Annotated in this window: 12 protein-coding genes and 2 tRNA genes; 10 read left to right on the top strand and 4 right to left on the bottom strand. The window is 71.1% G+C overall.

The window, feature by feature from the left end; translation table 11 throughout:
• Nucleotides 1-41 precede the first annotated feature (41 nt).
• Together ACH4YP_RS09825 and ACH4YP_RS09820 are read right to left on the bottom strand one after the other, a co-directional pair.
• Nucleotides 42-4,793 carry a PAS domain-containing protein gene (locus tag ACH4YP_RS09825; protein WP_398490162.1) on the bottom strand — a complete coding sequence of 1,584 codons (4,752 nt, stop codon included), beginning with the start codon at nt 4,791-4,793 and terminating at the stop codon, nt 42-44.
• Nucleotides 4,794-5,094: 301 nt separating this feature from the next.
• Nucleotides 5,095-5,553 (bottom strand): SSI family serine proteinase inhibitor, encoded by a 459-nt coding sequence (locus ACH4YP_RS09820; protein WP_398490161.1) that lies wholly within the window; start codon nt 5,551-5,553, stop codon nt 5,095-5,097.
• Between the two features lie 300 nt (nt 5,554-5,853).
• Here ACH4YP_RS09820 and ACH4YP_RS09815 point away from each other — a divergent pair.
• A tRNA-Ser gene (locus ACH4YP_RS09815) sits at nt 5,854-5,944 on the top strand.
• 231 nt (nt 5,945-6,175) lie between these two features.
• Nucleotides 6,176-6,248: transfer RNA gene (locus ACH4YP_RS09810), tRNA-Arg, on the top strand.
• An 88-nt stretch (nt 6,249-6,336) separates the two neighbouring features.
• On the opposite strand, the gene ACH4YP_RS09805 is transcribed toward ACH4YP_RS09810, so the two are convergent.
• Nucleotides 6,337-6,759, bottom strand: a complete 423-nt coding sequence (locus ACH4YP_RS09805; protein WP_398490531.1) for a MarR family winged helix-turn-helix transcriptional regulator — start codon at nt 6,757-6,759, stop codon at nt 6,337-6,339.
• A 222-nt stretch (nt 6,760-6,981) separates the two neighbouring features.
• Between ACH4YP_RS09805 and ACH4YP_RS09800 the strand changes: the two genes are divergently transcribed.
• From ACH4YP_RS09800 to ACH4YP_RS09785, 4 genes are all read left to right on the top strand, one after another.
• A complete protein-coding gene (locus ACH4YP_RS09800; RefSeq protein ID WP_398490160.1) occupies nt 6,982-7,380 on the top strand; it encodes an HGxxPAAW family protein in 399 nt (132 codons plus the stop codon).
• 79 nt (nt 7,381-7,459) lie between these two features.
• On the top strand, nt 7,460-8,356 hold the full coding sequence (locus tag ACH4YP_RS09795) for a DUF2797 domain-containing protein (RefSeq protein ID WP_398490159.1): 897 nt from the start codon (nt 7,460-7,462) through the stop codon (nt 8,354-8,356).
• A 255-nt stretch (nt 8,357-8,611) separates the two neighbouring features.
• Nucleotides 8,612-8,962 (top strand): antibiotic biosynthesis monooxygenase, encoded by a 351-nt coding sequence (locus ACH4YP_RS09790; RefSeq protein ID WP_361070547.1) that lies wholly within the window; start codon nt 8,612-8,614, stop codon nt 8,960-8,962.
• Between the two features lie 164 nt (nt 8,963-9,126).
• Entirely contained in the window at nt 9,127-10,029 is a 903-nt protein-coding gene (locus ACH4YP_RS09785; RefSeq protein ID WP_361070524.1) for an amidohydrolase family protein, read from the top strand.
• A gap of 59 nt (nt 10,030-10,088) precedes the next feature.
• On the opposite strand, the gene ACH4YP_RS09780 is transcribed toward ACH4YP_RS09785, so the two are convergent.
• A complete protein-coding gene (locus ACH4YP_RS09780; RefSeq protein WP_398490158.1) occupies nt 10,089-11,420 on the bottom strand; it encodes a PQQ-binding-like beta-propeller repeat protein in 1,332 nt (443 codons plus the stop codon).
• 203 nt (nt 11,421-11,623) lie between these two features.
• Between ACH4YP_RS09780 and ACH4YP_RS09775 the strand changes: the two genes are divergently transcribed.
• Genes ACH4YP_RS09775 through ACH4YP_RS09760 form a run of 4 tightly spaced genes read left to right on the top strand, consistent with a single transcriptional unit; the run spans nt 11,624 to nt 17,728 of the window.
• Nucleotides 11,624-12,364 (top strand): response regulator transcription factor, encoded by a 741-nt coding sequence (locus ACH4YP_RS09775; protein ID WP_361070530.1) that lies wholly within the window; start codon nt 11,624-11,626, stop codon nt 12,362-12,364.
• Nucleotides 12,361-13,974 (top strand): HAMP domain-containing sensor histidine kinase, encoded by a 1,614-nt coding sequence (locus ACH4YP_RS09770; protein ID WP_361070533.1) that lies wholly within the window; start codon nt 12,361-12,363, stop codon nt 13,972-13,974. The genes ACH4YP_RS09775 and ACH4YP_RS09770 overlap by 4 nt, the downstream gene beginning before the upstream one ends.
• A 14-nt stretch (nt 13,975-13,988) precedes the next feature.
• On the top strand, nt 13,989-15,476 hold the full coding sequence (locus tag ACH4YP_RS09765) for a glycosyltransferase (protein ID WP_398490157.1): 1,488 nt from the start codon (nt 13,989-13,991) through the stop codon (nt 15,474-15,476).
• Nucleotides 15,473-17,728: a glycosyltransferase family 39 protein gene (locus ACH4YP_RS09760; protein WP_361070538.1), complete on the top strand. Its 2,256-nt coding sequence runs from the start codon at nt 15,473-15,475 to the stop codon at nt 17,726-17,728. The genes ACH4YP_RS09765 and ACH4YP_RS09760 overlap by 4 nt, the downstream gene beginning before the upstream one ends.
• Nucleotides 17,729-17,890: the final 162 nt, after the last annotated feature.

The raw sequence follows: 17,890 nt of genomic DNA, 5'->3' as shown, positions 1-17,890 counted from the left end.
CACTTCTCACGGAACCACCCGTGCTGGCCAGGAAGGGCGCCTCAGTTCGTGCCGATGCGCGCCAGGAGGTCCACGATCCGGCCCTGTACCTCGGTACTCGTCGATCGCTCCGCGAGGAACAACACCGTCTCCCCCGCCGCGAGGCGCGGCAGTTCGGTCGGGTCGACGGCTGCGGTGTAGACGACGAGCGGGGTGCGGTTGAGCTGGCCGTTCGCCCGCAGCCAGTCGACGATTCCGGCACGTCGGCGGCGTACCTGCATCAGGTCCATCACGACCAGGTTCGGCCGCATCTGCGAGGCCAGCGTGACGGCGTCCTCGTCCGACGAGGCCCGCGCGACCTGCATCCCGCGCCGCTCCAGTGTCGAGGTCAGCGCCAGCGCGATCTCCGCGTGCTCCTCGATGAGCAGGACACGCGGCGGGTGCTGTTCGCTGTCACGCGGGGCCAGGGCCTTGAGGAGTACGGCCGGGTCCGCGCCGTACGCCGCCTCGCGCGTCGCCTGGCCGAGGCCCGCCGTCACCAGGACAGGGACCTCGGCGGCGACGGCGGCCTGACGCAGCGACTGGAGCGCCGTACGCGTGATCGGGCCGGTGAGCGGGTCCACGAAGAGCGCGGCCGGGAAGGCGGCGATCTGCGCGGCGACCTCCTCGCGCGAGTTCACGATGACGGGCCGGTAGCCGCGGTCGCTCAGCGCCTGCTGGGTGGTGATGTCCGGCGCGGGCCAGACCAGCAGCCGCCGCGGGTTGTCCAGCGGCTCCGGGGGCAACTCGTCGTCCATCGGCTGCGGATGGGGCTGGTTCGCGACCTCGACCGCGCCGCCGGGGCCGTCGAGCGGCTCGGGACCTTCGTCAGCGTTCTCGTCGGGGGCTCCTATGGCGTACGAACGGCCGGTGCCCTCGGTGGCGTTGGCCAGCCGGGACTGAGGTCCGCCGCCCTGCGGGTGCGGGCGGGCCGCCGTGTCCGTCTGCTCGGCGACGTCGGCGACGGGCTCGGGGCGGGTGCCGAGCTTACGGCGCCGCCCGGAGCCGTTGGTCGCGTGTGGGGGAGGCGTGGACGCCTGAGGCTGCGGAGCGGCCTGAGCTTGGACCTGAGCCTGCCCCTGCTGGGCCTGGGCCTGGGCCTGAGGAATCGGCTGGGGCGTCGGGGACGCGGGCCGGCTCGCCCGGGGCTGCTGCGCGTCCGTCATACGGCGCCCGAACGGGACGCCCTGCCCGAGCGTACGGACGCTGAACGCACGTCCCTGAGTCGAGTTGGGGTCAACGGGAGGCGCCGCGGCCTCGGCGGGCAGCGGCTGGGCGGCACGGGGCTGCTCCGGGACAGGCGCAGGCCCGGGCTCCGGGTCCGCCGGCCCGTCGGCCGTACCCGGCCAGGGCCCGCCCGCCGCACCGGCCTCCTGCTCTACGGGGACGCCGACGCCGGAGGTGTCGGCCGCGCCGGGCCAGGGCTGCTGTGCCGCAGCGGCGTCCGCGGGGGTCTGTTGCGCCTGCGGCCGGACGTTCTGCTCAGGGGCCTGGGAGCCCTGCGCGGGCGCAGCGGCTACCGGCACGCCGCCGGGGCCGACGGCTGCCGCAGGACCAGCCGTACCTACCTGCGCGACCTGGCCGGGTACGGCCTGCGGCGGCGGGAGGGCCTGTCCGTGGGCACCTGGTTGGGGCATGCCCTGCGGAGGAACGGCCTGCCCGGGAACGGGACCGGCCTGGTCGGAGGCGCCCTGAGCGGAGTTTCCCTGGGCGGGTACGGCGACGGGCAGGGGCTGCCCGGAAGCAGCCTGCGGAGCCATGGCCTCAGCGGGTACGCCCTGCGTCTGGGGCAGCTGACCAGGCAGCGGCAGCGCCTGACCGGGAACGCCTTGTACGGGGCCCAGTTGCGCGGGCATCCCCTGTCCAGGAGCTCCTTGTCCAGGAACCGCCTGCCCAGGAATCCCCTGCCCCGGAACCGCCACGGCCTGTCCCGGCGCGGCGGGCGCACCCTGCACACCCGGAGCCTGGGGAGCACCTTGAGCCGGGTCCAGCTGCCCGGGAACTCCCGTCGCCGCGGTGGCGGTTGCCGCATCGAGCTCGCCCGCCGGCTGCCGAGCCCGTCGACGCCCGCTGGGCGCCTGCAACGGATGAGGCTGGGGCGGCGTGTGATCGTCGGCCGCGTTGTGCGACGCCACGTCGTGGCGCCCGTCGTCGGTCTGGGCGGGAGCGTGTCCGAGCGCTGCCTGACTGAGAGCCGGCTGACCGACGGGCGCTTGGGCGAGGGCTGCCTGACCGTGGGCTTCGGCCTGCTGGGCGGCGTACTCGGGAGAGCGGTCCGCCTCGGCCGGCGGGAGCGCGAACACCGCGCGCGGCCCCGCCTCCTGCGCCGCCGCACGCTCGGCCGCGGCGGCCAGCGCACGCCGACGCCGTCCTGTCGGCTGGGGTGCGCCACCACTGGCGTCCGCGGCGGCACCCGGGTCCGGAGCGGGCGAAGGCGCCGCGGGCAATGCCGCAGGCAGCGCCTGCCGTTCGCCGTCCCGTCGCGCTCGCCGTCCACCGGCGGGCACGGGCACGCCCTGCGGCGGCACGGTCTGCCCGAGCCCCGTGGCAGCGGCACCGGCGGCGTGCTCGGCGGCGGTCACGACCGCGCCCTCGGAGACGCCGCCCTCGGAGACACCGTCACCTTCGGCCGGACTGGGCCGCCCCCGCCGCCGCCCGGTCCCACCGGAACCCTCGGCGCCCCCCTCGTCGGCCGAGGCCTGAGCCGGAAGCGCGGCTTGAGCGGGAAGCGCGGCCTGGGCGGGAAGCGCGGCCTGGGCGGCGGGAAGTGCGGCTTGAGCCGGAAGGGCGGCTTGAGCGGGAAGGGCGGGCTGAGCCCCGCCCCCGCCGTCGTCCCCGGCAGCGCGCCTGCGCCGCCCGGTGGGCACGGCAGTCTCCGTCGAGGGCCCGACCTCGCTCTCCAGGAAGGCGTCGACGGAAGCCCGCCGGGCCCGCCGTCGCCCCCCACCCTGCGGCGAGACCTGCTCGGGCAGCGCGACCGCGGAACCGACGCCGCCACCGACGCCTCCACCGTCCGGAGCCGAGCCCGGATCCACACCTGCGTCCGCACCCGTACCCGCACTCAGGGCCACGGCCGTACCGGCGGCGTCCGCACCGGGAGCCGGAACCGCCCCGGCCCCGCCCCCGATCGGCACCTCGAGAACGAACGCGCTGCCGCTCATCCCGGGAACCTCGTGCGTCTGCAGCACTCCGCCGTGCGCGCGCACGATCCCCCGCACGATCGGCTCGTGCACCGGGTCTCCCCCGGTGTACGGCCCGCGCACCTCGATCCGTACGACCTCGCCGCGCTGCGCGGCCGCCACGACGACCGTGTTGTCCATGTAACCGCCGGCCGAGACCGGCGCGTTGCCCGTGGAGTCGACGCCCGCGACGTCCGCGACGAGATGCGCGAGCGCGGTCGCGAGCCGCTGCGGGTCGACCTCGGCCTCGATGGGCGGCGCGTGCACGGCGAACTGCACCCGTCCGGGCCCGATCAGCTCGACCGCCCCGTCGACACCCGCCGCGACGACCGCGTCCAGCATCACTTTCGTACGGGTGACCTCTTCGGTCCCTGAGTCGAGGCGCTGGTAGGCGAGGACGTTGTCGACGAGCGTGGTGATGCGCGAGTACCCGGCCGAGAGGTGGTGCAGCACCTGGTTGGCCTCGGGCCACAACTGCCCGGCGTCGTCCGCGGCGAGGACCGACAGCTCGGTCCGCAGCTGGTCAAGCGGCCCGCGCAGGGAACGCCCGAGCACGGCGAGCAACTGCTCGTGCCGCGCGGACAGCGCCTCGTACCGGTCCTTCTCGCGCTCGGCGAGTGCCGCGTACCGGTCGTCGCCCGCGGCCAGCTCCTCCTCGTGCCGCTCGCTCAGCTCGGCGAGCCGAGCGCCGTGCTCCTCCCGGAGTGCAGCCAGTACCTTCGCGTGCTCCTCGGCGGCCCGTTCGAGCTCTTCCTGGTGCCGCTGGGCCTCGGCGTCCTTCTCCTCGGCGAGCGAGTCGTACGGCCGGCGGTCCGTGAAGGTCATCACGGCCCCGACGAGCTGGTCGCCGTCCCGTACGGGCGCGGTGGTCAGGTCGACCGGAACCTTGTCACCGCTCTTGGACCACAGGACCTGCCCGCGCACCCGGTGCTTGCGCCCGGAGCGCAGGGTGTCGGCGAGCGGCGACTCCTCGTACGGGAAGGGCTCGCCGTCGGCGCGCGAGTGCAGCATCAGCGGGTGCAGTTCCTGCCCGCCCAGGTCGCTGGCCCGGAAACCGAGTATCTGAGCGGCGGCCGGATTGACGAGAACGACCCGTCCCTCGGTGTCCGTTCCCACGACACCCTCGGCGGCGGCCCGCAGGATCATCTCCGTCTGCCGCTGCGAACGGGCGAGCTCCGCCTCGGTGTCGACGGTGCCGGAGAGATCGCGTACGACGAGCATCAGCAGCTCATCGCTGGTGTAGCCGTAACCGTCGTACGCCTGCTGGCCGTTCTCCAGGTTCGCGCTGGTGACCTCGACCGGGAACTCGCTGCCGTCGGTGCGGCGGGCGATCATCCGGGTGGGCCTGGTGCGGCCGCTCTCGTCGACGGTGTCGGGCCGCCGCATCGTGCCGGGGATGAGCCGGGAGTCGAACTGCGGCAGCAGATCCAGCAGTCCGCGACCGACGAGAGCCGTGCCCGGGGCCTCGAAGGCCTCCAGGGCGATGGTGTTGGCGTTGACGACCGTTCCATTGGCGTTGACCAGCACCAACGCATCGGGAAGCGCGTCGAGTATGGCTGCGAGGCGAGCAGCGCCTCGGGATGGCCTGCTGCTCACGAGACGCTTCCTCCCTGTTACCGCACCTTGCCGACCGCGGGTGCCATCTTGCCAACCGGTCCGCGACGTGTCACGCGAGGGAGTCTACGGGCAGTGGTTGCGCTCGCGGCGCCGGATGAGAGGGAGGTCGCACGTAGAGGGGACGCAGAACGGACGCAGAAGTCACGGAGAACCTGTGACCGTGCGTTTCGCCCCCGCGGCCCATGAGTCCGCTGTGCGATTCCCGTCCACGCCGCTCCCGTCCAGACCGCCAGTTGTGCCTTGGCGCTCCACGAACCGAGCCCTTGAACGACGGGCGTTCCTACGATCCGAACCCCGGAAGCACGGGCACGAGGGCGTCCCAGCGCGCGATCTCGCACCCGTCGGCGCGCGCGTACGTCGCGTCGACGGGCCGTCCGGCCCAGGTCCCCGTGACGTGCGCGGTGGCCGGACCGCCGTACTGCATCGTGCACATCCCGCCCGGCGCGGCCGGCGCGAACGGGTCCTTGCCCCACGTGGTCTTTCGGTCCAACTGATCGCAGGCGGCCCGGGCGTCGGGGTGGCTGCCACCCGCCGGATGACAGTCCAGTTCGAACGTCCCGTCCTTGCCGCCGCCCGCCTTGCTCACGGCCACGGTGAGCCGGTCGGCGTCGTCCGCCCCGCTCGCCGGCGGCGGCATGACGGGAAGCGACGCGGCGTACGCGGCCGGCGGCGCCGCGGACAGCGCGGCGAGGGACGCGGCGGCGGAGGTGGCGACGGTGAGGGCGAGGCGGCGCAGCATGAGGGCTCCAGTGGGTGAGGCGGATCGGCGGGACCTGTCGGCGGGACCGAGGGACGACCTCCGTGTTCGGCTCCGATGTCTCGTCTCCGGTCTCTGCCTGTCCCGTCTGTCTCGTCTGTCTCGTCGTCCGGGGGCGTGTGCCCCACTCCTCTAACGCCGTCCGTGCCGTGACGTTGCGCCGCGGGATGGGCTTTGCCCTCTGACCTTTCCTCCTAGTACCGTGGGGGGCGATTGGTGACAGCCCGCTCGGCTGTGTCATCATCTGCACGCACCATTCGCGCTCGCGCGGACGGTTGTGCTGGAGGCGTCGCCTAGTCCGGTCTATGGCGCCGCACTGCTAATGCGGTTTGGGACTCAAATCCCATCGAGGGTTCAAATCCCTCCGCCTCCGCCGAAGATCCCGAAAGCCCCGGTCATGACTGACCGGGGCTTCGGCCGTTCCTTGATCGTTTCGGGGCGTCCCGTGGGCCTCGCCGGAGGCCGCTTCGGGGTCGTTTGTGCAGGTCAGGCCAGGTCCGACAAACGGATTTCGCCTCACGCCGCCAGTCATGTAATGTTGTTCCCGCAACGCCGACCGGGAAGAAAAGCCCGGAAGGAAGAGCGAACACAACAGAACACACAAGCACTCGTAGCTTAACGGATAGAGCATCTGACTACGGATCAGAAGGTTGCAGGTTCGAATCCTGCCGAGTGCACACAGGTAAGAGGCCCCGGACGGTGAGTCCGGGGCCTCTTGTGTTGGCGTGGGCTGCCGTTGGTGTGGATGGCGGAGAAGCGTGGTCGTCAGGTTTCGCGGACCTCTTCGAGGTAGTTCCTCATCAGCTTGCCGGTTCGGGTGAACCAGTCGTTCAGGACGGCGATTTCGGCGGGGGAGTAGTCGTCGAACTGTTCGGTCAGGCGGGCGTAGTACGGGCCGTAGAGGGCGGTGACGCGGTCGACCGCGGCCGGGACCGCGGCGATGCGTACGCGGCGGCGGTCGGACGGGTCGGGCCGGCGGGTCACATAGCCCGCGCGTTCCAGGCGGTTGACGATGCCGGTGACCGCGCCGGTGGTGACGTTGGCGCGGGTGGCCAGGTCGCCTGCCGTGAGCAGGTGCTCGCCCGCCTCCAGGATGAAGCCGAAGCAGGTCAGGTCCGAGGCGTTCAGGCCCAGACGCTGGGCCATCTCGTGCTGGGCGACCATGCTCGTGGCGATGACGTGGTCCATCGCCGAGAGGGTCTCCGCCGGGGTGGCCGGCGGGCGCCGGCGCGGGCCCGAGCCGCTCTCGCTCGCCCTCTTCTCGCTCACCTGCTTCTCCCCCTTCTCCTTCTTCTCCTTCTTCTTCTCTCGCGTTCCTCATTCTCTCCCTGTCCGGCGTCTGGAAGATTCCTTAGTTCGTAAGGTAAATTCTTTACTTGCTAAGAGGTTATCCGCCGGGGAGGTACGTACATGAGCGGGCATCACCATGACGAGGGGCACACCGTCGCCGGGTGGACCGGTTGCGCTGTGGCCGTTGTGGGCACTTCGGTGGCCGGGGTCGGGATGTGTCTGGGGTCCGCGGCCGGGATCTGGCTGGGGCTCGGCGTCGTGGGTCTCGGTGTACTGGTGACCTGGGGGCTGCATCTGGCGGGGTGGGGTAAACCGCCCGGGATCCGGCCCCTGGCGGAGCGGGGTATGCGGGTGCGGGACCGTGCCGCGAGGGCCGGGCATCCCGTGTGTGTCGGGTGTCGGCTGGCCGGGCGGGGGCGGTCGGTGAGTGCCGCCGTGATTGCCTCTCCCCAGGGGGTGCAGGGATCACAGCGGCCGGACCCAGCCTCGGGATCGGCTCCCTCTGAGTCCGTTGTCTGAGGGGCGTCGCGACGGCCGCGGGCGTCGTGTTGCTCGCCGGGCGTCGCGTTGTCAGTGGTGCCCTCTACGCTCGTGAGTGATGGCACAACTGTGGAAATGCACGGGGCTTCGGTGGGGCGTGGAAGGGCCCGTGCTGACGTGGGACGGGGGGCGTCGAAGTGCGTTGCCGTGGGGGAAGCAGGTCGCGTTCGCTGTTGCCGGTGGGGGCGGGCGGACATGTGTGGGGGCGCGGGGGAACAGCTGTCCTACGCGGGCCGCGGTGTCCGGGCGGAGTGTCGGGGCCCGGTGTGAGGAGTGCGGGCGGCTGGACCGGGCTCACTCCGTGGCCGCGGACACCATCGCCGACGATCCACGGCCCTACTCGGTCTATCTGGCGTGGTTCGGACCCGGGTTGGTCAAGGTCGGCATCACCGCCGTCGAGCGCGGGTCCGCCCGGCTGCTGGAGCAGGGCGCCGTCGTCTTCACCTGGCTCGGGCGGGGGCCGCTGATGGCAGCCCGGCGGAGTGAGGAGCTGCTGCGTACGGCGCTGGGGGTGCCGGACCGGATTCCGTACGACGCCAAGCGGGCCGTGCGGAGCGAGTTGCCGGACGCGGGGGTGCGGGTGGCGGAGGTCCGGGAACTGCATGCCCGGGCCGTGGGGCTGGGCGGGTGGCCCGAGGCGTTGGAGCGGATGCCGTTCGCGGCCGTCGATCATGCGGAGGTCTTCGGGCTCGTCGGGTTGCCGCCCGCCGCCGGTGTCGTCGGTGAGCTCGTGGCGGGAGGTGTCGTGAGCGGGGAGCTCGTCGCCGCCGCCGGGCCCGATCTGCATCTGCGGACCGGGCGTGGGGTCGTCGTGCTCGACACGCGGCTCATGACCGGCTGGGAACTGACCGGGACCGGCGGGGGCGAGCGGGGTGAGGGAAGTGAGCGAGGTGAGCGACGTGAAGTCACCGTTCCTGTACGGGAGTTCGGTGGTGTTCAGGACGGGCTCTTCTGAGGGCGGGGCGGAGGCGGGAGGAACGGTCAAGAGATCGATCCCTGGCGGATCCCCTTCGGTAAAGGCCCTGGACGGGGCGCGACGGAGGGGCCGAGAGTGGGTGACATGAGCGATCACTCCATTGTGCCTGTCACCGACGGTGTCCCTGTTGCCGATGCCCCTGCCTCCCCTGACCCCGTCACCTCTGCTCTCACCACCCCTGATCCCACCACCTCCGGTCCTGCCTCCACTCCAGCCTCTGTCTCCGCCCCCGCCGTGCCCGTCGCCGCGTACGAACCGCCGTACTACGCCGTCGTGTTCACCTCGGTGAAGACGGAGGAGGGCGGACGGGACGGTGTGCCGGGAGGGTACGGCGAGACCAACGAGCGGATGGAGGAGCTGGTGGAGAAGATCCCGGGGTACCTCGGGATGGACTACGCGGGTTCCCCCGGCGGGCTGTCCATCACCGTCGGGTACTTCCGTGACGCGGACGCCGTCGAGGAATGGCGGACCAATGCCGAGCACCGGGCGGCGCAGAAGCGCGGGCGTGCCGAGTGGTACGAGCGCTACACCCTGCACGTCGCCAAGGTCGAGCGAAGCCACGGGTTCGAGCGTGAGCAGGGCTGACGGGTGGGCCGGATGGACGGCGTGGGTGGACGGCGTGGGTGGACAGGGTGGATGGAGCGGTCGGGAGGGACAGGACGGACAGAGATGACAGGACGGACAGGGACGGCAGGACAGACGGGGACGACAGGGCAGAGGGGACAGACGGGGACGACAGGACAGGCCCGGTGAGTGGGGCTGGCGTGGTGGGCGGGGCGGGTGAGGCTCTTGAGGTGCGGCGGTTCTGGGAGGGGCTTGGGCTTTCCGGGCTCGTCGACGTCCATACCCACTTCATGCCCGAGCGGGTTCTGAAGAAGGTCTGGGAGTACTTCGACGCGCTCGGGCCGCTGACCGGTGGTGTCGAGTGGCCCATCACCTACCGGGCCGAGGAGCGCGAACGGGTCGCTCTGCTCCGGGAGTTCGGGGTGCGGGCGTTCACCGCCATGCTCTACCCGCACAAGCCCGGCATGGCCGAGTGGCTGAACCAGTGGGCTGTCGAGTTCGCCGGCCGGACCCCCGACTGTCTGCATACGGCGACGCTCTTTCCGGAACCGGGCGTGGCGGCGTACGTCCGCAGGGCGATGGACGAGGGCGCGCGGGTCTTCAAGGCGCACGTCCAGGTGGGGGCGTACGACCCGGCCGACGCACTCCTGGATCCGGCCTGGGGGTTGCTCGCCGAGGCCGGGACGCCTGTCGTGATCCACTGCGGTTCGGGGCCCTCGCCCGGCAAGCACACCGGGCCCGATCCGATCGGGCGGGTGCTGGCGCGACATCCGCGGCTGCGGCTGGTGTTCGCGCACATGGGGATGCCGGAGTACGAGGACTTCCTCGGCCTCGCCGAGCGGTTCGGTGAGGTGCGGCTGGACACGACGATGGCGTTCACGGACTTCAGCGAGCAGTTCGCCCCGTTCCCCCGGCGGGCGCTCCCCCGGCTCGCCGACCTCGGTGACCGGATCCTGCTCGGGACCGACTTCCCCAACATCCCCTATCCGTACGTCCATCAGCTGCGGGTACTGGAGGGGCTCGGCCTCGGGGACGAGTGGCTTCGGGCGGTTTGTCATGACAACGGGGCGCGGCTGTTCGGGCTGTGAGGAGCTGTGCGGGGAGGCAGGGGTGGAGGCCAGTAGAGGAAAGGAACAGGCGGCGGGTGTCAGTCGGTGACGATGAGTTGCTCGTCCGTCGACAGCTCCCGCCAGGAGAGGCTGAGTGCTCCGTCGGTGACCTGGTCGACGTCGAGTTTCATGAAGTAGACGTCGTCGTCGGGCACGGTCATGGCCGGTAGGCGCAGCGTGTGGAGCGCGCGCCCGGTGCCCGCGTCGAGGACGAGCAACTCGGCCTCCCGGATCCGGCGCCCGACGTCCGCCTTGGTGAGGAGGGGCTGGCGCACGAGGTACACCCGGCCGTCGGCGATCACACCTGAGCCGTACTCCTGGCCGGTCGGCGCCTTCAGCCGCCAGGTGAGGCGGCCGTCCTCGGTGTCGTAGGCGTGCAGGACGGTGTCATGGTCGCCGTCGCCGTTGCCCCGGGCATCGGTGGCCAGCAGCACGGTGCCGCTGCCCGCGCCGACCGGATTCCACGAGGTGGTGTCCAGGTCGGCGCGCGGAACGGCTCCTTCCCGGCTCATGCCGAGCAGTTGGACGGCCGGTGAGTCGTCCGTATCCGTATCCGTATCCGTATCCGTATCTGTGTCCGTGTCCGGTGTCGGGGCGGCCAGCGTGTGTGTGTCGGCCCTGACCGTCCACTTGGGGTCGCTGATGTGCCGCTGCCAGAGGGTCTTGCCCGTCCGGTTGTCGATGCCGAGCAGCAGGTAGTACTGCTTCTTGTCCGTGTCGGGCCTCGACCTGTTGCACAGGACCGGGACCGCGCTCACGTGGTCCGGCAGGGCGTACACGGCTTGGACGCCCGCTTCGGGGCAGGACTTGGGCGTCTTCGCCGTCCACAGGCTCCGGCCGTCGCGCTCGTCGAAGGCGCGCACGGCGCCGGGTGCCGCGGTCAGGGCCTGACCGGCGCCGAGGCTCACGTTGCGGAAGCCCTTGCCGTAACCGAGGTCCTCGCGCCACAGCCGCTTGCCCGTGTGCAGATCGACACCGACCAGGGTGCTGTCCGAGTAGGCGATCACCACGGTGCGCCCCGACACCTCGAACGACATCACGGTGGAGCCCTCGTCCTGTCGCTCGTAGCGCCAGTACTCCTTGCCGGTCCGCAGGTTCACCGCCCGTGCGCCGTGGGCCGTCCACTCCACGGACAGGCCGTGCACCAGGGCTCTCTCCCCCGTCCCACGGCGCATGACGTGCTCGGGCGCGACCGGTGCCTCGGTGCCGAACGCGGCGGGGAAGGGCCCCTGCGCACCCGTGACGACGTCACGCTTCTCGTACCACTGGAAGAAGAAGATCACGGGGAGCATGAGCAGCACGATCGCGAATGCCACGTACAGCGGGTTGTCGCGCATGCGCAGGGGACCCGGCTGTCCCAGGAATTCCACAGGTCTGTCCCCACCCGCCACAACAGCCCCCCACAGGCCATCCCCCTGATCACCACGACCCGGCGGCTGACGGATCCTCCCCCGCCGCGGTCCGCCGGGGCAAGGAGTTCCAAGGAGTTCCCTGAGAGGTGGCTGTGCGTTTCTCAGGAAATTCACAGGTTCTGGAAAGCGTGCTCTCAGAGGAGCCCAGCAACGTATGCGCTATGACCACGACCTCGCCCCAGGGGCGCACCGAACTGCTGAGGCCGGACGGGAGCCCCGTCCGCGTGCTTGTGGTGGACGACGAGCTGTCGATCACCGAGCTGTTGTCCATGGCCCTTCGCTACGAAGGCTGGCAGATCCGCAGCGCGGGTGACGGGACCGGTGCGGTGCAGACCGCGCGAGAGTTCCGGCCCGACGCCGTGGTGCTGGACATGATGCTGCCCGACATGGACGGACTCGCCGTCCTGGGCCGGCTGCGGCGCGATCTGCCCGACGTGCCCGTTCTCTTCCTGACCGCGAAGGACGCGGTCGAGGACCGGATCGCGGGCCTGACGGCCGGCGGCGACGACTACGTCACCAAGCCCTTCAGCCTCGAAGAGGTCGTGGCACGGCTGCGCGGTCTCATCCGCCGCTCCGGTGCCGCCGACCGCCGCTCCGAGTCCGTGCTCGTCGTCGGGGACCTCACCCTCGACGAGGACAGCCACGAGGTGTCGCGGGCCGGCGAGGGCATCCACCTCACCGCGACCGAGTTCGAGCTGCTGCGCTTCCTGATGCGCAACCCGCGCCGGGTGCTCAGCAAGGCGCAGATCCTCGACCGCGTGTGGTCGTACGACTTCGGTGGTCAGGCCAACGTCGTCGAGCTCTACATCTCGTACCTGCGCCGCAAGATAGACGCCGGTCGTGAGCCGATGATCCACACCCGGCGTGGTGCGGGGTATCTGATCAAGCCCGCGGCGTCATGAGCGGGCGACGACAGCTGCGGAAGCAACGGCGCCGACAGCCTCGGACGCTGCGGACGCGGCTCGTCGTCTCGGCGGTCGCGCTCATCGCGGTGGTGTGTGCGGTGATCGGTACGGTGACGACGATCGCGCTGAGCCAGCACCTGTACGACCAGTTGGACACCTCGCTGAGCGATGTCGGCGACCGGGCCACCGGCGGCCCGGTGAGGCCGGACAGTCCGTCGGACCCGAAGGGCGAGCCTCCCGGGGGGCCGTTCGGTTTCATCACCAAGGGCGGCACGGAGGAGAACACCGTTGTCGCCCAGGTGAGTGACGACGGCGGAATCAGCGACGCGGTCGTCGCCAAGGAGAAGAACTCCGACAGCGAGGGCTTCGAGGGCATGGTCGCCGGCTCGCTGACCGAGGCGCAGAAGTCCGCGGTCGGCTCCGTGTCGAAGACCGGGGAACACACCGTGGAGATCCCCGGGCTCGGTGAGTACCGCGTCAAGTACGTCGAGGGCAACAGGGGCGGCTACTACGTCGCCCTGCCCACCGAGTCCGTCACCAGCACCGTCAACACCCTCATCCTCGTCGAGGTGAGCGTCACGGTGGCCGGCCTCGTCGCGGCCGGAATCGCCGGGTCCGTCCTGGTCACCGTCGCGCTGCGCCCCCTCCGCAAGGTCGCCTCCACCGCCACCCGGGTCTCCGAACTGCCGCTCCACACCGGCGAGGTGACCCTCAACGAGCGCGTCCCCGAGTCCGAGACCGACCCCCACACGGAGGTCGGACAGGTCGGCGCCGCGCTCAACCGCATGCTCGACCACGTCCACGGGGCCCTGCATGCGCGCCAGGAGAGCGAGACACGCGTACGGCAGTTCGTCGCGGACGCGAGCCATGAGCTGCGTACACCGCTGGCGTCCATCCGCGGCTACGCCGAGCTGACCAGACGCGGACGGGAAGAGACCGGGCCCGACACGAGACACGCCCTCGGCCGGATCGAGTCCGAGGCCGGGCGGATGACCGGGCTCGTCGAGGACCTGCTGCTGCTCGCCCGGCTCGACGCCGGACGGCCCCTGAGTTACGAGCACACCGACCTCTCCCCGCTGGTCGTGGACGCCGTGAGCGACGCCCGCGCGGCCGGTCGCGAACACAACTGGCGCCTGGAGCTGCCCGACGAACCCGCGCTGGTGCTGGCGGACGCCGCCCGCGTCCAGCAGGTCATGGTGAATCTGTTTGCGAATGCGCGAACGCACACACCTCCGGGAACGACGGTGACCGCACGCGTGCGCCGCCAGGGAGCCTGGGTGTGCGTGGACGTCCAGGACGACGGTCAGGGCATCCCGCCGGACCTGCTCCCGCACGTCTTCGAGCGGTTCGCGCGGGGCGACTCGTCCCGGTCACGCGCCTCCGGGTCCACCGGACTCGGGCTCGCCATCGTGCAGGCCGTCGCGGCCGCGCACGGCGGCGCGGTGACCGTCGACAGCGTGCCCGGACGCACCGTCTTTACCGTGCATCTGCCCGCGCTGGCCCCCGAAGAGCAGCATTCTCATGAGGCCTTCATTTCCTCATCGAATTCGCAATCGTACTCACAGGCACAGCACAGCACGACCACATGGGTGCAACAGGGCGCTTGACGAAAGTCTTCGTCATGCGAACCGAACCTTCTCCCGGCAACCTGCCGGCGCGGGAGCACCTCCCGGCCGGAAATGCCGGTACGCCTGTCCTGGACGTAGTGATCCCCGTCTACAACGAGGAGAAGGACCTCCAGCCGTGTGTGCTCAGACTGCATGAGCACCTTGCCCGCACCTTCCCGTACGCGTTCCGCATCACCATCGCGGACAACGCGTCCACGGACACCACTCCCCTGGTGGCGGCGCGGCTGGAGGCGGAGATATCCGAGGTCAGGGCGTTCCGGCTGGAGCAGAAGGGGCGCGGCAGGGCGCTGCGCACCGTCTGGTCCGCCTCGGACGCCCCGGTCCTCGCCTATATGGACGTCGACCTCTCCACCGACCTCAACGCGCTTCTCCCGCTGGTCGCCCCGCTGATCTCCGGTCACTCGGACCTGGCGATCGGCTCGCGGCTCGCCCGCAGCTCGCGGGTGGTGCGGGGCGCCAAGCGGGAGTTCATCTCCCGTACGTACAACCTGATCCTGCGGGGCTCCTTGCAGGCCCGCTTCTCCGACGCCCAGTGCGGTTTCAAGGCGATCCGGCGCGATGTGGCGCAGGTGTTGCTGCCGCTCGTCGAGGACACCGGTTGGTTCTTCGACACCGAGATGCTGGTCCTCGCCGAGCGGGCGGGGCTGCGGATCCACGAGGTGCCGGTCGACTGGGTCGACGACCCGGACTCGACCGTGCACATCGTGAAGACCGCGACCGATGATCTGAAGGGTGTGTGGCGGGTGGGCCGCGCCCTGGCCACCGGTTCGCTGGCGCTCGACCGGCTCGCCCGTCCCTTCGGCGACGATCCCCGCGACCGCGAGATCAGCGGCGTACCGAAGGGTCTCGCCCGCCAGCTCGTCGGGTTCTGTGTCGTGGGCGTTCTGTCCACGCTGTTCTATCTGATGCTCTACAGCGGCTTCCGTACGTTCTCGGGGTCGCAGGTCGCCAACGCGCTCGCCCTGCTCGTCTCGGCGGTCGCCAACACCGCGGCCAACCGGCGTCTCACCTTCGGTGTGCGCGGCCGGGGCGGTGCCGTGAAGCACCAGGCGCAGGGCCTGGTCGTCTTCGGTATCGGGCTCGCCCTGACCAGCGGTTCGCTCGCCGCCCTGAACGCGGCGACGACCGAGCCCGCGCACGCCACCGAACTGGCGGTGCTCGTCGCCGCCAACCTCGCGGCCACCGTGCTGCGGTTCCTGCTCTTCCGGGCCTGGGTGTTCCCGGACCGGCGCGACGAGTCACCGTCGACCGTCGTCGCCTCGCACACACCCGCCGTGCCGGCCGGACCCGCGTCGCCCGTCTACGCGACGACGCCGCGGTCCTCGTACGGATCTGCTCCCGTGCCCCACGAGACGACCTCGTACGGGACGAACGCGTACGGCACGACCCACTCTCCGCACGACCACCAGACCTGGGGGGACGCGACCATGCAGCTCCAGCCGGTGCGTCCGAGCGATCACGATCCGAGGGACGCACGATGACGACGACTCAGCCCGACACGACCTATCAGGGGGGCGTCGGTCCCTCCGGGGGCGCGAGCCCCGACTGGGGACCGCCGGACCCGACCGGGGCAACCGCCGTGCGGGAGCCCGTGGTTGCTCCGCCGGCCGCCCCCGAGGACGGCAGCCCCAAGCAGCCCTTCGTACGCCGACTGTGGCGCGGGCGGCCCGAGGACCACCGCTGGACGCGTCCCGCGTTCCTCGGCACGCTGCTGCTGATCGGCGCGCTCTACACCTGGAACCTCACGGCCTCCGGGTACGCCAACTCCTTCTACTCCGCGGCCGTCCAGGCCGGCAGCCAGTCCTGGAAGGCCTTCTTCTTCGGCTCGCTCGACTCGGCCAACGCCATCACCGTCGACAAGCCCCCGGCCTCCCTGTGGCCGATGGCCCTGTCGGTGCGGCTGTTCGGCCTGAACTCCTTCGCGATCCTGTTCCCGCAGGTCCTCATGGCCGTCGCCACGGCCGGAGTGCTGTACGGGGCCCTGCGCCGCCGGTTCAGGCCCGCGGCCGGCTTCATCGCGATGGCGGTGCTCGCGCTCACGCCCGTCGCCGCGCTGATGTTCCGCTTCAACAACCCGGACGCGGCCCTCGCGCTCCTGATGGCCGTCACGGTCTACTGCGTGCTGCGCGCCATGGAGAAGGCCCAGACGAAGTGGCTGGTGTGGGCGGGCGCGGCCGTCGGTCTCGCCTTCCTGGTGAAGACCCTCCAGGCCTTCCTGATCCTGCCTCCGCTGGCCCTGATCTACGTGGTCTTCGCGCCGACGACCGTGCGCAAGCGCATCGGCCAGGTGCTCCTGGCGGGCCTGTCGATGATCGTCGCGGGCGGCTGGTGGGTCGCCATCGTGGAACTGTGGCCCGCGTCCTCCCGCCCGTACATCGGCGGCTCGCAGAACAACTCCTTCCTTGAACTGACCTTCGGCTACAACGGACTCGGCCGTATCAACGGCGAGGAGACCGGCAGCGTCGGAGGCGGCGGGGGCGGAGGCGGCAGCTGGGGCGAGACCGGCTGGGACCGGATGTTCAGCTCCTCCATCGGCGGCCAGATCTCCTGGCTGATCCCGGCCGCGCTGATCGTGCTGGCCGCGGGCATCGCCCTGACCTGGAAGGCGAAGCGGACCGACACGGCCCGTGCCGCGTTCCTCGCCTGGGGCGGCTCGCTGCTGATCACCATGGTGATCTTCAGCTTCATGCAGGGCATCTTCCACGAGTACTACACCGTGGCCCTCGCCCCGTACGTCGCCGCCGTGATCGGCATGGGCGCGAGCGTGCTGTGGGAAGAGCGCGGCAAGCTGTGGATCTCGCTCACGATGGCGGCCGGCATGACGGCCACCGCGGTCTGGGGATACGTCCTCCTGAACCGCTCCTCCGACTACCTGCCCTGGCTGAAGTGGCTGGTCCTGGTGGGCGGCCTGGTCGCCGCGCTCGGCCTGGTCTTCGTCTCGCGGCTCGGGCGCCGACTGGCCCTCGCGGTCGTCGGGTTGAGCTTCGTCGCGGCCCTCGCGGGTCCGACGGCGTACACCCTCACCACGCTGAACGAGGGCCACACCGGTTCGATCGTGACGGCCGGTCCGGCGGTCTCGGGCGGCCGGGGCGGACCCGGCGGCGGTGGCGGCATGGGCGGCGGCCCCGGTGGCGGCGGCGGTATGCCGGGCCAGAACCAGCAGGGCGGTACCGGTCAGAACCAGCAGAACGGCAACGGCCAGATGGGCCAGCCCCCGACCGGCGGAATGCCGGGCGGCGGCCAGAACGGCCAGAACGGCCAGGGCCAGCAGAACGGCAACGGCCAGACGGGCCAGAACGGTCAGACCCAGCGCGGTGGCGGCACCGGCGACGGCGGCGGTATGGGCGGCGGTGGCGGCATGGGCGGTCTGCTCAACGGCGCGACCGTCAGCTCCGAGGCCAAGGCCCTTCTGGAGAAGAACTCCGGTGACTACACCTGGGTCGCGGCGGCCATTGGCGCCCAGAACGCCGCGAGCTACCAGCTCTCCACCGGTGACCCGGTCATGGCTATCGGCGGCTTCAACGGCAGCGACCCGTCGCCGACGCTGGCCCAGTTCAAGAAGTACGTGGAGGACGGGAAGATCCACTACTTCATCTCCTCCGGCTCCATGGGCGGTGGCGGCGGCAGCAGCTCCGGCACCGGGACCCAGATCAGCGAGTGGGTGCAGGAGAACTTCAAGGAGGTGACGGTGGGTTCGTCCACCTTCTACGACCTGACGCAGCCGACGAGCTAGGCCGGGGCAGTACCCGGGGGCAGTAGAGGCCGGGGGCAGCAGAGGGGTGGGGGGGGGGGGGGGGCGGCCCCCCCCCCCCCCCCCCCCCCCACAAATTGTTGTTTAAGGAGGAGGTCTTGTTTAGTTAGATTTATAACTAATAAAAAAACAAACAACCAAACC

This window comes from Streptomyces sp. NPDC020747, assembly GCF_044334695.1.
Classification (GTDB): Bacteria; Actinomycetota; Actinomycetes; order Streptomycetales; family Streptomycetaceae; genus Streptomyces.
This window is presented reverse-complemented; position numbering and strand designations above follow the sequence as displayed.